12 protein-coding genes and 1 pseudogene are annotated in these 15,167 nt (G+C 44.3%); 11 read left to right on the top strand and 2 right to left on the bottom strand.

What is annotated here, in order from left to right; genetic code table 11:
• Window positions 1-202: 202 nt before the first annotated feature.
• The 11 genes and pseudogenes from ABEW73_RS21935 (at window position 203) to ABEW73_RS21885 (ending at window position 12,896) form a co-directional block, all read left to right on the top strand.
• Window positions 203-1,381 carry a DUF4317 domain-containing protein gene (locus tag ABEW73_RS21935; RefSeq protein ID WP_430169039.1) on the top strand — a complete coding sequence of 393 codons (1,179 nt, stop codon included), beginning with the start codon at window positions 203-205 and terminating at the stop codon, window positions 1,379-1,381.
• A gap of 690 nt (window positions 1,382-2,071) precedes the next feature.
• Window positions 2,072-2,440: a hypothetical protein gene (locus ABEW73_RS21930; RefSeq protein WP_430169036.1), complete on the top strand. Its 369-nt coding sequence runs from the start codon at window positions 2,072-2,074 to the stop codon at window positions 2,438-2,440.
• A gap of 12 nt (window positions 2,441-2,452) precedes the next feature.
• Window positions 2,453-2,629 carry a hypothetical protein gene (locus ABEW73_RS21925; RefSeq protein ID WP_215164102.1) on the top strand — a complete coding sequence of 59 codons (177 nt, stop codon included), beginning with the start codon at window positions 2,453-2,455 and terminating at the stop codon, window positions 2,627-2,629.
• A gap of 707 nt (window positions 2,630-3,336) precedes the next feature.
• Window positions 3,337-3,609: a hypothetical protein gene (locus ABEW73_RS21920; protein WP_430169033.1), complete on the top strand. Its 273-nt coding sequence runs from the start codon at window positions 3,337-3,339 to the stop codon at window positions 3,607-3,609.
• 130 nt (window positions 3,610-3,739) lie between these two features.
• Window positions 3,740-4,300 carry a hypothetical protein gene (locus tag ABEW73_RS21915; RefSeq protein WP_430169030.1) on the top strand — a complete coding sequence of 187 codons (561 nt, stop codon included), beginning with the start codon at window positions 3,740-3,742 and terminating at the stop codon, window positions 4,298-4,300.
• 368 nt (window positions 4,301-4,668) lie between these two features.
• On the top strand, window positions 4,669-5,445 hold the full coding sequence (locus ABEW73_RS21910; RefSeq protein ID WP_430169027.1) for a phosphodiester glycosidase family protein: 777 nt from the start codon (window positions 4,669-4,671) through the stop codon (window positions 5,443-5,445).
• A 62-nt stretch (window positions 5,446-5,507) separates the two neighbouring features.
• A pseudogene (locus ABEW73_RS21905) lies at window positions 5,508-6,581 on the top strand (ABC transporter permease); the annotation flags it as partial.
• A gap of 298 nt (window positions 6,582-6,879) precedes the next feature.
• The gene (locus ABEW73_RS21900; RefSeq protein ID WP_430169024.1) at window positions 6,880-8,385 is read left to right on the top strand and encodes an alpha/beta hydrolase family protein; all 1,506 of its coding nucleotides are present in this window, start codon (window positions 6,880-6,882) and stop codon (window positions 8,383-8,385) included.
• Between the two features lie 620 nt (window positions 8,386-9,005).
• Window positions 9,006-10,040, top strand: a complete 1,035-nt coding sequence (locus tag ABEW73_RS21895; RefSeq protein WP_430169021.1) for a Gfo/Idh/MocA family protein — start codon at window positions 9,006-9,008, stop codon at window positions 10,038-10,040.
• Window positions 10,041-10,522: 482 nt separating this feature from the next.
• Window positions 10,523-11,527, top strand: a complete 1,005-nt coding sequence (locus tag ABEW73_RS21890) for a carbohydrate-binding protein (protein ID WP_430169018.1) — start codon at window positions 10,523-10,525, stop codon at window positions 11,525-11,527.
• Window positions 11,528-12,158: 631 nt separating this feature from the next.
• Window positions 12,159-12,896 carry an SMI1/KNR4 family protein gene (locus tag ABEW73_RS21885; RefSeq protein WP_430169015.1) on the top strand — a complete coding sequence of 246 codons (738 nt, stop codon included), beginning with the start codon at window positions 12,159-12,161 and terminating at the stop codon, window positions 12,894-12,896.
• Between the two features lie 407 nt (window positions 12,897-13,303).
• On the opposite strand, the gene ABEW73_RS21880 is transcribed toward ABEW73_RS21885, so the two are convergent.
• Together ABEW73_RS21880 and ABEW73_RS21875 are read right to left on the bottom strand one after the other, a co-directional pair.
• Window positions 13,304-13,417 carry a putative holin-like toxin gene (locus ABEW73_RS21880; RefSeq protein ID WP_430169012.1) on the bottom strand — a complete coding sequence of 38 codons (114 nt, stop codon included), beginning with the start codon at window positions 13,415-13,417 and terminating at the stop codon, window positions 13,304-13,306.
• A gap of 395 nt (window positions 13,418-13,812) precedes the next feature.
• Window positions 13,813-15,165, bottom strand: coding sequence for a uracil-xanthine permease family protein (locus tag ABEW73_RS21875; RefSeq protein WP_430169009.1), 1,353 nt, complete (start codon window positions 15,163-15,165; stop codon window positions 13,813-13,815).
• Between the last annotated feature and the right edge of the window lie 2 nt (window positions 15,166-15,167).

Genomic DNA, 15,167 nt, shown 5'->3' with positions numbered 1-15,167 from the left:
AAGGATATCTCTTTTTGGTATGGGTTCCCACAAGGGTATGTACTCGACTCGGGTATTTAAATATGCCACAATAGAGGATCAGGTGCACAGGGGAATTGACCCTAGGCACACCAAGGCAAGCCGCAAGATCGCTTACAAATTTGCGTTCCAATACTTTATACTAAATAAGCTAGAATATATCTAAGGAGCTGCCGAATCCGATATGAACAAAAAAGAAGTCGCCAATATACGCAAGCAATTTAAGCTGGATCACGATTTAATGAATATTTACGATATTCTCAATGTCTATATTACGAAGGAAACGAATGAAATCTATCACTGGGAGCGCCTGCCGTTCGAACTGGTGGATCGGGAGAAGCAAGAGTTATACATGGGTAATTTCAAAAAACTGCTGACCGGCGAACTGGATCAAAAATTGTTCGAATTGAGGTTTCAGGACGCAGCGGAGGAACCGGCGCAGGTCATGCTTCACCAAGCTCTCGTGTCGGGTGATCCGGAAGAATGGCAGGACTTGATGCTGATGTTGGTGGATAGAATGCTGAAGGATACCCAGTATGAGCGGGATATGGTGGTCACGTTCGTGCGGGGACAGTATTATATGCCGACCAAGGCGAGAAACGATGAAGCGGAAGAGAGCGAGAAGAACGAGGTGTTCGCCCATCCCTTCATTTTATGCAGCGTGAATTCTACGGAGAAACAACGGAAGACGCTCTTGTTCGATTATGTGGAGCGGGAGTTCAAGTACAATATCATAGTAGATCCGATTATCAAGTTAAGTGCGCCGGAGCAAGGATTCCTGTACCCTAGCGTGACGGACAATTATTCCGATGTGAATCGGATTTTGTATTGTACGGGAAAATCGAATTTTCCGGATCCGCATTTTGTCGAACAGGTCTTGAACGGAGAAAGATCCGTGACGGCATTGGAAGAGCGTGCGATCTTCGAAGATATCGTCAAGGAAGTGGCCGGCGAACAGCTCGATTCAGCCACCATTGCACAGGTATATGAGGAAATCAACCGGGTGATCGAAATTAACGAAGAGACGAAGGAGGAAGAACCTCCGAAGCTGGATTATAAAGATCTGGAGCGCGTACTGAACGCAAGCGGCGTAGAGGACGTGACGACCGAGAAGGTGGAGCGGGCATTCGAAACCATCGTGGACAACAAGAACTATGAAATGAAAGCAACCAGCGTTATGCCGAAGTATACTTCCAAATCCATTAAGATCGAGACCAAGGTAGCTACGATTTCGGTGAGCCCGCAAGATTTAAGGTATGTCAAACAGGTGAATTTCCAAGGTAAACGCTGCATCATGATTGAAGTCGACGAAGATGTCGCGATTGAAGGGTTTACGCTAGCTTCAGAGACGCTTCTAAGTTAAATCAGTTCCATTTTAGACAAAATCAGGTATCGTACGTAGGAACAGACTGCTATCCCTCAGACGGATGGCGGTCTGTTTTTTTTGGGAAATCTCGTCCGCATTCAGCGTAGCTCGGCGAAATCCTTCTTGAGGCTGATGATGGAATACATCGCTTGTCGGGTGTCTCTTGTAAGATTGGCTCTAGGTTTACCGTTCTCATATAGCTCCACCATTTGTTTTTTGAATTCTGATGTAAATGTCCGTCGTTCTCGTGGGATTGTAGATCCGCTCCTTTAATCTTATCTGCTTATTCTACAAGCCCTTATTTTTATTGTCCAACTAAGTGTAGCCGATCCAATGCTGTAGGATTATGGTCGGGGGATAGAACGGCTGGCAGTTTTTTAGTTTCAGCCAATCATTAACTACTGATCATGATCTTTGTTCCGTAGGCTGCGGGGGTTTTGGTGAATTCTGATTGTAGGACCTCACTAATAATTTCATTGTTTTATCCAGTTGTCCTAGTCGTTTTTCACAGGTCTATCCCAATCGCAATTGGTCGTTATGGCTACGCTAGGCCTGTTAGCAAATTATAAGGCGAAGGGTAATGGGATATTTACGGAATTATTGAAAATCGACTCCAAGAAAGATGAAGAGATATTGTAGTACGTAACGTTTCGCTATATAATAAAAAAAGCGATAAGGAGGGTTCGTATGAAATACATGATTAACCTTTTTGGCTATAATGTGGATTGCGAAATTAAGGTTAACAATGATGGCTTAAGTATTGAAATTCTCGAAGAAAATCAATTAGCCCTCAAACAATACTTAATTCGCGTACTTCCTAAGTATGGGAGAGAGGTCTCGGCTGATTCGCCGTTGCAGTTGTTAGTGGATCTTGCAATTGAAGCGGAACGAACATTAGATGGTCGTATGGTTGAGCCTAAACTTAAGTTGCCGTATGAATTCCAACCGGAGATCAAAGAAAAGCTGATTGAAGCGGCTGCTTTACAGGACATGTCCGCGACTCAATTGTTAATTCGTATCATCGAGAAAAAGTATCAAGAAGTCATCGGTCAATAGGAGGAGAAGGCATTGGCTTACGGTAATAAGGTGAAGTTTCATTATGATGTTCCGGCTTATATAAAAAAACAATTGGCTGAAGCTGCCAAGAAGCTTAACATGACAGCTACAGACCTGCTCTCGAAAACGATTGAAGAAGAACATGAACGTGTGATGCAAGAACAAAAAGGGTCCACTAAGCAAGATTAAGCTCATTCAGATAGCTTTCTATGAAAGCTATCTGTTCTTTTGTAACGGTTTGATAAGAGTACTCATTTCCAATATGATCAAATGAAAAAATGTGGCACATTGTATACGATTCTAATTGATTTCCTTCTACTAAACAAATGAGCATATTGGGATAGTTCTCACTGATCTTACAGAAAAAATTAGAGGTAGGGCTTGATTCTATTATATCTATGATATGTAAGTGAATCTCCTTTGATAGTCGTAGTGGATTCAACAAATCGGATTGATTAGTAGAGAATTTTCCCTGGTAAATTACCATATTGTCACGCCCCCTTTTGTTTAATCTATACTAGGTTTGTTAATAATTACAAACATATGTTCTTATTATCAGGATATAGTTTCCTCTATTGTATATTTTTTACGACTCCAATTGGTTAAATTGTTTCAGATTATTCGGTTACAGTTTTGCAATTATATTACTTTTTTGTCTGTGAAATGATTATATCATATAACGTATCGTTACGGATCATTTTTTGAGGTTATATTTCCCACCAGTATAAATGAAGATACATAGGGGCGCTTTTTGAAGCGTTTTTGATTACTTTAGTAAGCTGGAATCAATTCCTTAATGATACGTACGGCGAAGTGGGCTGCGGTCAAGAGAGTTGTTGACTTGTTCATCTTAGGGTACGATGCTCAGGATAAAGAATTGCTTAAGAGCCTTATTGTTGAAGGCTTTGATAAAAGCATTCATTGCCCCACGTGTCTACGTTCCTCTTGGTGGTAATTCTCCTTCGTTATTAGACCATGACATTATCGATGCTAAAAAGACAGGGACTGTAGACGATAGAGGAGAGTACAAGTTAAGCGTTAAATTTGTATCTTACGTCGGGCTTTCGTCATCTGTTGAAAACACATGGGATATTGATGTAACCCCGAAACCATCGAGAGTGAATGAATATCTAATTAAAAAAGTTGAAAGAACAGCAAAAGGGCTTTGATTCACATTTGTTCCCTTTGGTCCTATTTTCTCAGAATTTGGAACATCACAGGAAAAGGTAACTTTTTCTAATGGAGTACGTTTAACATTCATAAAGCAATTCTTGTGATCACTACAAAGGAGGGTAAAGAATGAAAGGTTTTCTTTGTTTTATTGTGATGACTGGATTAGTGATAAGCGTTACAGCCTGTGGAAGTTCACAAAGCAGTGAAGAGGGTTCTCAGCAATTAACTGAGAAAACGGAACAAACAACACCAGAGAACAAGCAGAATTTGAGGGAAAATAAAGAGCAAGCAACTCCAGAGAATCAGCAGCAAGAACCCTCAACTTATCTTAATAACCCTCATTATATTGATGAAGGCCAATACCAAGGGGATGAGTTAGAGATTGTTCAAGCATTAAATAGAATGATGAGAAGTACATTGTCCGGAGATGCTGAGAGTTATCGAAGTGTATTAACGAAAAAAAACGACCAACAAGTCAACACTGAGGAATATCTCAAGCTATTCAAGATAACGTATTTATCAGATCCTAGCTTTTACAATGGACCATCTGAATATCACTCAGATATGGAAGTAGGAGTCGATGAGGAAATTTATCACCCTGAAACCAACTTGCATTATTTCGGTAGAGTAATATATCTAATGTTTAAAGAAGAAGGTGAGTGGAAGATAGGAGAAAGAAAGGGTTAAACAATAAATAAGACATTTTGTAACTCCATTCGTGCTAGAGCCAGCGTCGATACATCGATAACTGGCTTTTTTATATTCAAGACATTCTGCTTAGTAATATATATAGAACATTTCATCATGTATGCTTTTTGGGAGATGGTAGCATATACACATTCTTTAGGGGGAGAAAACTTGTTTTGAGAAAGAATAATCATAATTTTCGCAAAAATATATTGCGTAACGTAACGTTATATTATATATTATATTCAGAGAATGTTATTCCGTTGAGAAGGACGTAGGTGGTGAGGGATACACCATCCAATGACCTTTAATATCCCACAACAATTTCATTACTCTAATTACGATTATAAAATGAAAGGGTGAATGAAATGACAACAGCTAGAGTAGTGACTTCGACATGGAATGGTGGGCAAGTACGGTATATAGAAGCTGATTTGGATGCTGTATCAGTAAACGCAATTCCCAGTACAGTGATGGCGTCGGGACTTTACGGTGTTAATGGTACCTTTTTCAGTGGCCAAAATCTTCTTGGAGTAGCAGTACAAAGAATTGGTACTGGTCAGGCTTATGGGGTAAGAACGACAAGTGAAGAAACAGCGAACGCCTGTAATAAGACTACAAAGCGAGGCGTGATGTATCACATTCAATCTGGTTCTTCTAGTTCGGTTAAAGTTGATGTGGTGAAAAATTTCCTCGATAGCTCAGGCACAACTAGGTCTAATGTTAGATGGGCGATCGGGGGGTATAGCCTACACCTTGGAAAAACATATGGTTCTGGTGATACCGATTACACGTCTTACTATAATGACATTAACGGTTACGGTTCCGTCAGTTCTTGTACGGAAGCTAAAGACAACTCTGAAAATGCCTATCGGTTAGAACCAAGTGTTAATCGGCAGCGTACAGCTATTGGTTACAAGAATGGAAAGATATTACTCGTTGTTTTTTCTAGCTCCAACGCTTGGGAAGTCCGTAGATATTTGAAAAGTCTTAGCTGCACTCTTGGTATCATGCTGGATGGCGGAGGCTCTTCACAGATGCGCTATCGTTTTCAACCAAATGGTTCAGATTCGACCTGGGATGCAGGTGGAGCGAACCGTTCAGTGTACAGTATGGTTTCGGTTAATGCTACAACTTGGTCTTAAGCATGTGTTTTGAAATGAGTTGCTGCCCCAAAAGGCATTACTTTTGGGGTGGCTTTTTCATTATTAGAAAACAAAAAGCATTCGCGAGCTCCGTTGGCGTTGTGGTCAGTACGGTTTTATTGATCACGGCTTTTGGCACGCAGACGGCCCTGCTCAAGGTAGCTGGCCAAATCGAAGAGGTAAATACGTATGATTTACGAGTCGATTATACGATGGGATCTTTCCCGGATATGTCAGCACTGCCCTCCGGTATTGCAGATCGTTATGGGTTGTCCACCTATCCCGTGGAATTCATCCAAGGGGAAAACAAAGAAAACGCTACGCTTGTGGTTACGGAGCAGGATAATGAGCTGATTCGCTTTTATGATGAAAAAGGCAATCGGATATCGTTAGAAGATCATGGTGTGCTGGTACCGAAATCTTATGCGGATCAGTATCATATTACTGAAGGGGATACGATCCAGATTCAATTCACGGCACCGGAGCTTAACCAAACCATCGTCGATATGAAGGTTCTGGATATCTCCACACAGTACTCGAATCCGTCGTTCTACAGCACACCGGGCTATATGAAGAGTTTGGGTATCGACTACAATCCTTCCTCGCTGTTAGTGAGCGTCCATAGCGCTGCAGATCTGGCGGGCGTTCGCAGCTTCTTCGAACAAGACCCACAGGTGGATGCCATCGCAGACAAGAATGATCTCAAGAAATCTGCACAGTATATGCTGAAGCAAAACAGCTTTATCTTCATCATGTTTATCATCTGTGCCGTCATTCTGTCCTTTGGCGCCATCTACACGATCTCTTCCATCAACATTTATGAAAGGAATCGTGAGCTTGCCACCCTGAAGGTATTAGGCTATCCCAAACGTAAAATCAACCGGTTGATCTTCTCTGAAAACATGCTATTAACCGCTTTTGCGATCATTGTCGCCCTGCCGATCAGCGGTTATGTCTATTCCATCATCATACAGGCGCTTTCGAGTACGCATCAGCAAATCCCGGATCAATTAAACCTTGTAATTATGCTGGCATCGGTTGCGCTGGCGTTTATCCTGACCATCCTCTCGAACCTCATGCTTCGGAAAAAAGTGACCCGGATTCATATGATTGAGTCGTTGAAGGGTGTGGAGTGAATTTTTTTTCATAAGGAGGACCGAGTACCCTAGACTTCCAAAAATATCGGAAGCAAGGCATAAAATCAGGGGATTGGTAGAGCGTCAGCATTTATTGACTACCTGAGAAAGCGCCATGCCTTTTTTCAAGAGGCGTGGCGCTTAAATAACTTTTTATCCTTGGATGATCGGGGCCATACGCGCATCATCGTGCAACCTTACAAGCGTGTAAGTTAATTGTCATCTAAATCAATGGTACCAACCTGGCTGCTCCTCTAAAATACTCCCTAGATAGGATTATTTTTAAGGGGGAGTTGGCGTGAGGTTTTTTGAAATGCTGCTATTCTTTTCGAGTGCGTGTTTGTTGGCATTCCAGTTCATAGTCAATCAGCGTATCCGAAGATCAGCTTTGCTCCTGACAAGCGGAGCAGGCTCCATTTTTTTAGTGATCCATTTGCTTGTCGAAGGATACAGGGTTCAGTTATTATTTTTATACGGATTTACGCCCCTGATGCTTATTCTTTCACTGATAGACGCTTTCAAAACACCGGCTGTCGTTCAGACTGCTTCGCGAATCCGTAGGGTGCTGGGCCGCCTTTTTATCGGGTTTGGGTTAATCGCAACGGGATGCTTCCTCTATGTGTTTCCCGTATTCAACTTTCCGGCGCCAACTGGCGAGCTGAAGGTAAGTACACAAGTCTTTCATTTCATCGATTCAAGCCGGGAGGAGACATTTGGCACAACCGCGACAGGCAAGAGGGAATTGATGGTTCAGGTATGGTATCCGGCCCAAGCTGGCTCCAGCAAGTATGCTCCCTTTATTCCCGATTCCGGGATTTTACGTTATATGGCTGCCAACTATGGCCTTCCCGGGTTTACTTTTCAACACTTGAAGTACGTATCCAGTCATGCTTATTCGGGGGCCGAAGTCTCTTCAGCACAGACTTCATACCCGCTGATCCTTGGGAATCCCGGCTTCGGATCTTCCAGGTTCCTCCATACATCGCAGGCCGAAAATCTCGCGAGTCACGGATATATCGTTGCCGTGATCGACCACACATTCAATACATTTGCAACTGAGTTTCCGGACGGTCGAATCACGACCAGCACAACAAACGACTTATTTTCGCCTGACCACGACTATCGGACCGAAAGCGGAAATCGCGACAAATTGGGAAAAGTTTTAACAGATGATGTGGCTTTTGCGCTGGACCAGTTCGAGCTTATTCAATCGGGGCAGATTCCAAGTCGTTTTAAAGGAAAGATTGATCTTAAGCATGTCGGGGTGTTTGGTCATTCCATCGGTGGAGCGACGGCCTATGACGCTTCTTACGATCCGCGAATCACGGCTGGAATAGACTTGGACGGAGGGCTTTACCGACTGCGTGACAGAGAGGGTCTGCAAAAGCCGTTTTTATTCATCCACTCGGAAAGCGAATTTGAACAATTAAAAATGGTGAGGGATAACCGAGTTTACACGGATGCAGAGCTTGACCGTATGGGCTCAACAAGAGAGTGGATGGATCAAGTAACGGAAGATAAAAAGCTGGAGCTAAAACGGATGCGCGAAACGGTCGGCGAAGGGGGACAAGTCCTCTACATTGAAAATACGGAGCATTTGAATTTTACCGATGTCCAGTTCATTTCTCCTATTTTCAAAATACTGGGCATTACAGGAAAAATTACACCTGAAAGAGCGAGCTCCGTTATTAATGCCTATATGCTGGATTTCTTCGACATGTATCTGAAAAATCAAGGTGGAAACTTAATGAAAGGACCGGATAGCCGCTTTCCCGAGATGAAGTTCGCAACCTCGCTATTATAAATGATGGAACAAGCTGCCGATTTCGACATGCTCCCTTTTGAAGTAAACAGGTTTAAATAAACCGTTTCTTAAAGGGGAGTTTGACCAAGATTCATGCCGTGGTCGATGCACTGGGAAATCTGCTACACTTCGAATTAACAGCTGGGCAGGCACACGATTCCGTGATGGGTTACGAAATACTTTCAACCTTGGATCTCTTGGCTTTCATTACATATATGTTCTAATGTAGCGACCCGGGGACAAGCGTTAAAGAATGTTATTAAAAACAAAGTTTGCAGTCAGGTGTACCTCCGTAATATCTTGGAGTTAGAATGAAAACATGATCCCTGGGAATAGTGATGTACTCGATGCTGGAGGCAGCTAAAGAAATCGGAACTTCTATAGAGGCTTGTAAAAAACGTGTTCAGCGAGCGAAGAAGAAGTTGAAGAAAAGTTTCAAAAAAATGGTTTGAACAGCTGGCAGCATACATAAAAAGGGGCCTTGTGTTCTGATCAAAAGGAATAACGGAACAGTACCGTTTCCGGGTATATCTAAGTGTACGGGCGGCAGCACCTTGATCTATAATAGGGGACGTGGCATTCAATGGAAAAATTCAATCGTGAATGAATAGGAGAACAGGATGAACAAACAAAAAATGGCCGTCATCGGCTTAGGGCATATGGGCCGGCATATGATTCACCGCTTACTGCCTCAATATCTGGAGAAGATCGAATTAGTCGCTATTTGCGACAGTGATGAATCCAGTCTGAACCGGGAAGTCGCAGAAGCAGAAATTCGTCCACGGCTGTACACCGACTATCGCCAGCTGCTGGACGAGGTGCCCCTTGACCTCGTGTATATCGCGGTTCCGCCGTCCCTGCATTATGATGTGGCCCGGATCGCATTTGAGAAAGGCATCCACGTCTTCTGCGAGAAGCCGCTGGCCAACAGCCTGACGGAAGCCCGGAGTCTGGTGGAGCTGGCCGAGAAGGCCGATGTGCTCCATGCGGTTCATTTCTCGCTTCCGCTCGACCCGGCCGTTCTGAAACTGCAGGGATTGCTTGAGGAGCAGTCGATCGGCCCGATCCAAAGCATGGATCTGTACCTGGAGTTTCCGCAGTGGCCGAGGGCCTGGCAGAAGAATCCATGGATCACGTCAAGGCAGCAGGGTGGATATCTGCTGGAGGTCGGCATTCACTGGATCCAGATGATCCAGCAGGTGTTCGGCCCGATTACGCATGTGAAGAGCGAGATCGAGTTTCCGCCGGATTCGAATCAGTCCGAAAGTCGTGTCCAGGCTGTACTCAGATTACATCATGATATCGAGATTCGCCTGTCGGGAACCGACCAACGGAAAGGGGAGGAGCGTGTCTCCCTGGTGGTCTACGGTGAAGAAGGGACCTTGGCATTGGAGAACTGGTGCAACCTGTATCGAAGCGGCAAGGATACCGAACTGCAGCCAGTACCTGTAAACGACGTCATCAGCCCGCTGCCGATCGTGAAGCAAATCATTCAGATTTTAAATGGAGAGTCCGGTCTCATTTATGATTTTCATGACGGGTATAATGCGCAGGTTGTTTTGGAAGCTCTGCGTAAGCCTGGTGAGGGCTTTGTGGATGTAAGGCCTCAATTGATGGGGGACAGACAAGAGGAGGGATACATTGTAACGTCCTGATGGACGAAGGTTCAGGCAAACATAGGGGTGCCATCACAAACGGCGTCTCATTGGTGAGGCTGTTCAATGCGGCTGGGGAGTTTGTAGATTTTGCTACCTTGAAGTAGGTCTAGGACGAGGTTTCCGCATACGGTGCATGTGGAGTGTTGCGCACTGTTAGTGCGTTAGGTATACAACGCAATTAAAGTCATCTTAAAGCCTATAAAGTCGTGTTAAAGCCTAAAGTTGTGTTACAAGCCGGGCGAAATTCAGGTATCCACTCCTGTTTTTCCTCGGTTTTTTTATAATTCCAATAAGGTAGAACTTATGTCCTAGCGGAATTATTTTTATGTCGTTGTATTGTTTGAATTGTCATAATCTGATTAAAAAAATTGTGGAATTAATTTGGAAAATGGAAATAAAGTAAGATTATAGTACTTTTAAAACTGTGGCATGTCTCATGGGAGCGCTACAGATAAATAAAAAAACAAGGAGGTTTGAAAATGACTAATAAATGGTTTCCTTTTAAGCCCTTATCACTTTTGGTAGTTTTAGCAGTATTTCTATCCACGTTCTGTGCAGCCATACCGTCAGCAAACGCAGCCGCTAGAGGAGCATGGGCTCCAAATACCGCATATGCAGTAAATGACACAGTAACCTATAGTGGAAGCACTTATTCCTGTCTTCAAGCACACACTTCTCTCGTAGGTTGGGAACCGTCCAATGTTCCTGCTTTATGGCAGAAAGGCGGTAGCGGCGGAACTACGCCACCAACAACAAACGGAGTAACATTCTATGCAGATATAAACTATGGAGGAAAAGCAGTGACACTCGGGATAGGCAATTATACACTGTCTCAGTTGAACGCAAATGGAATTCCGAATGACTGGATGTCGTCTCTTAAGGTTCCAAGCGGTTGGACGGTTGAAGTATATGAGAATGATAATTTTGGAGGAACAAAGTGGACCTTTACTTCAGATTCTTCCTGGGTTGGCGACACGATCAATGACAAAATGTCATCGGTCAAGATTTATACGGGTTCACCATCTCCTACAGTAACAAAGCCTGCCGAGGTTCCAAGCCATATATGGACATATGTCATGAATGCGGACAATGCCTATGGGAAAGGCGGAGATTTTGCTTTATTGCTAAGTGCTGTTATCAAAAAGGAAAGCAGCTTTGGAGCAGGTTTACCAGGTAGTCCATCGGCCGGCGACGGATTGATGCAGGTAGAACCAAACACACGCAATGCGTATTTATCTCAATTCAGCTCAAAATTTGGCCGTGCGTATAATCATAGCAGTGAACAAGATCAGGTATATCTGGGCGCGTTAATTTTAAATGAGAAGATTGCGAAGTTTGGAAATATCTACAACGGATTATTACACTACAACGGTGGAGATAACTGGTATCCGGGAGCTACGGATTCTTACGGCCGTCCTATTCTGGCAGATCAATATGCAGATGCAGTTTACGCTACTTATAAGGGCTATGGCGGTAAGAATTAAGGTGTTACATTGAATGCCAGTGAAAAACGCATCTCTATGGGAGGTGCGTTTTTTTGTGATGGATTATGCAGCGAGATCCGATAGTGGGACCTCGTGGAGCATTTTATGAAATGTATCATCTGACGGGTGCGATCGTTAACGTTCGACTGCCAAACATGGAGGGATCATTGAAGCACTGTGTTGGGACCGGAACAGGGATACTATACAATATAACCATGGGATTGTTAGATAGTCTTTATGAATGATGTGCTTAGGTTGTTTCTTTTTAGATTCGTACATATCCTCATGAAAAAGCCGGTGTAAAGGATGTTATATGCATGGTTGATATTATTACCGTTGTATTTGGTGTAGTTGGGACCCACTCAATTTATAGCAAGCCAAGTTTATGAGCGTTTTAACTGGTTCGCCGCTAGAGTGGTGCTTTAGCACTTGAGGGAGAATCTTTATAGACACGAAATGTGTCCGGACATGAGTGTCTAAAATTATGCTGAACTTTGAACGTTAACGAGAACATATTAAAAAGAATAGAACAAACTAGATTGGATTAGTTGCGAGTTGTCGCATCAAGGTTCTCTAGAAGGCATTTGCAGAAGCTTGAACAGTATATACATAGAGGGGGTTCACTCAATTAATGGAAGCGATTATCGAAGGACTTCTTCATATACTGGGGGAGCATCATAAAGAGACCCACGGCATTCCGGAAGCAGACATTCAGCTCAAGGAACAGAGCCTTGGCTATAAGTTGCCGGCCGTATTGCGGGATTATTATAAGGTTTTGGGACGATCCCCATATATCAACCAAGGGTGCAATAACCAATATGAGCCGTTACCTCTGCAGGATGTGTTCATTCCCAATGACACGTTTTTTACGACAGATAAGGCGATTCTGATCTTCTATCAAGTGGAGGAATCCGTAATATACTGCGGGATCCGCATTCAGGATCTGGATCAGGAGGATCCACCAGTCTATCTCTGTGCGTGGAACTCCCCCGACTGGCAGCTGGAAAATCGGTCGCTTCAACGTTTTCTCGCTGGCAAGGCACTTGTTCAGTTAGGCGTCGAGGATCGGCTGCCGTATTGGGCTATTTTCGATGAGAGTTTGTGGAGCTTGTCCGACTATCGCAGATGCATGCGTATGGATGAAACGGTCCATGAGATAGATGAGGGATCAGAGCTGAATGCCTGGAAAATCTACGTGAAGGACGATGTGCTGATCGTGTTTGAACTCGATGTATCCGAAGAGGAGACGGATGAACTGTTGGCTTTATACCTGGCGTCCTTTCAGAGAGCGAACATGAGGAATTTGCTGAGCGAGACGGGTAAGACAAACAACTTGCCTGCATTTCGAACAAATCTGTCAGTACAGTGATAGTGATGAGGTGAGGGAGCAAGTAGGAAATGGAAAGATGACGTAAACCATTTACATATTGGTAGAAGTAAGATTCTCGCATGCGTCTCACGTGGCCTGAAGGTATTGGATAAAAACCTACGGGATGGAATAGGGACGTTTACGGCCTCGAACGCTAACTTCTACAAAAGATTTTGAGTCGGCTAATGGTTCTTCTTGAAGAACGCCTATCATAAGCGCTCTCCCGTACTTTTGGATATCTTGGACTTTTCTGCATTTACAATGCCGGGTAATTTTATGGTACAATATGTATATAATAAAGTGGAGTGAGGATGCTGCTAACATCCTCACTCCTGACAACAGCCGCTTTTAAGGGCGGTAGGCTGTACAAGGTTCAGAAATAGGTCGTCACCCTTGCCTAGGGCGGCCTATTTCTTTTTGTTTTGGTTCAATGCTAAGACAATCGTTACGACCAACCCGATCAGCGCGACAAGCAGCGAACCGAATTGGATCATTAATGTCAAAACATCCTTAACCTCCACAGGCATCACCTCCCTTCCGGGAGACTAGCCGACCGCCCATACTAGCCATTCTGTTGTTATGGTTAATTATACCATAATGGAAGAAGAGCGCCTATTATGACGTCTCTCTCAAGTTAGGTAAAATACATTCGCGTTTCTATGGGTTTTTGGAGGCGCTGGGGATCTTTTTCCACCTGGGTCAAAGGGCGATTTTAGAGAATTTGGCTCAATAACCTATACCGGGTTCGTTGGCTATATGGGGCCTGCATTTATGCAAATTTGAAATTTAAACGATAGCTTATTCGATGTTCACTAACACCCACACAAAAAACCACCCCCAAAGCCTACGACAAACGTAGTCTCTTTAGGGGCAGCCCCGTAAAGCTTACATATAACTCATTACCTCGCCCTACAACTTACTTCGTACTAGGCAGCAATTTATTCAATAAGATCGCCGCAAGCGAAGCAGCCAGAATCGGTGAGCCCAACAAATATTGCACGAACGTAGGCAGTGTATACAAGAAATCTTTCGGAATGAGCACTAAGGCTAATGTCAATATCATCGGGATGGCGATCGTGTACATTTCTTTTTCCCCGATTTTTACGTTCTTCATGACCTGGATCCCGTTAATCGAGATGATGCCGCAGACGATGGCGAATACGCCGCCGATGACAGCCGTTGGGATCGAGGAGATCAGCGCGGCCAATTTGCCGGAGCAGCCGAAGAGGACAAACCATCCGCCTACCGCAAGAAAGACCCTGCGACTGGCCACACCCGTGATGGAGATGATCCCTGCATTCGTGGAATAGCCGGTAACCGGCGTGGAGCCAAGTCCGGAAGCAATCAGGCAGCTAATGCCTTCTCCGATAACACCCCGGTTAATGTTCTTATCCGTTAACGGTTTATCAATGACGTTGCTGATGGCAAACCATGTACCCGTCGTTTCAGCCAGCAGTACGAGGTAAATGATGATCATGGTGATGATCGCCGAGAAGTCGAACGAAAAGCCAAAATCCTTAAACGGAATCTGCGGCATGCTGAACCACTTGGCGTTTGCGACAGCGCTGAAATCCAGCACACCCATAAAGTTGGCGGAGATACATCCGATAATTAATGCGATCATGACGGACGTAACTCGGAATATCGCGCCTCTCGTGCGGAACAAAGAACCCAGGATCACGAACAGGATGAGAGCACCAGCCGAGATCAGGGCCAGCAGCACGTTCTGATTGATGGTAGCGTCCGTGGCGCCATAGATATTATCTCGGATAGCAACAGGTAATAAAGACAGACCAACAATAAAGATAATCGTGCCCCCAACAATGGGCGGGATGAAGGATGTAACGATTTTATTGAAAATTCCCGTATAGCCCAAAATAATCACGAGGATCGCGCCAATTAAGCTTGCCCCCAGCACGGAACTCCAACCCATCTCCCCGCCGCCGCTGGCGGCATAAATGGCGACAATCGCGCCGAGTGGAACATAGGAAGGACCCTGCGCCATCGGCAGCTTCATACAGAAATACGTTTGCACGATCGTGGCAAGCCCGGCCGCAATAAACGTGGATTGAATTAATGCGCTGGACTGATTGGGCGCCAAGCCGATTAGCATGGCAATCAGGAAAGGGACAACATAAACGTCCATCGCAACGACATGCTGTAAACCGAGAATGGCGGATTTCCCGAATGAAATTTTGCCGTCGGGCGGAACCGTTAAATGCTGTGATTTTGTTTGCGTCTCATGTTGCTCTTCTGCTTGTGTTTTCACTC

The sequence above is a fragment of the Paenibacillus lautus genome (genome assembly GCF_050482385.1).
Lineage (GTDB): Bacteria > Bacillota > Bacilli > Paenibacillales > Paenibacillaceae > Paenibacillus_AQ > Paenibacillus_AQ lautus_B.
Note: the sequence above shows the minus strand (reverse complement) of the source record. Positions and strands in the feature narration are given on the sequence as shown.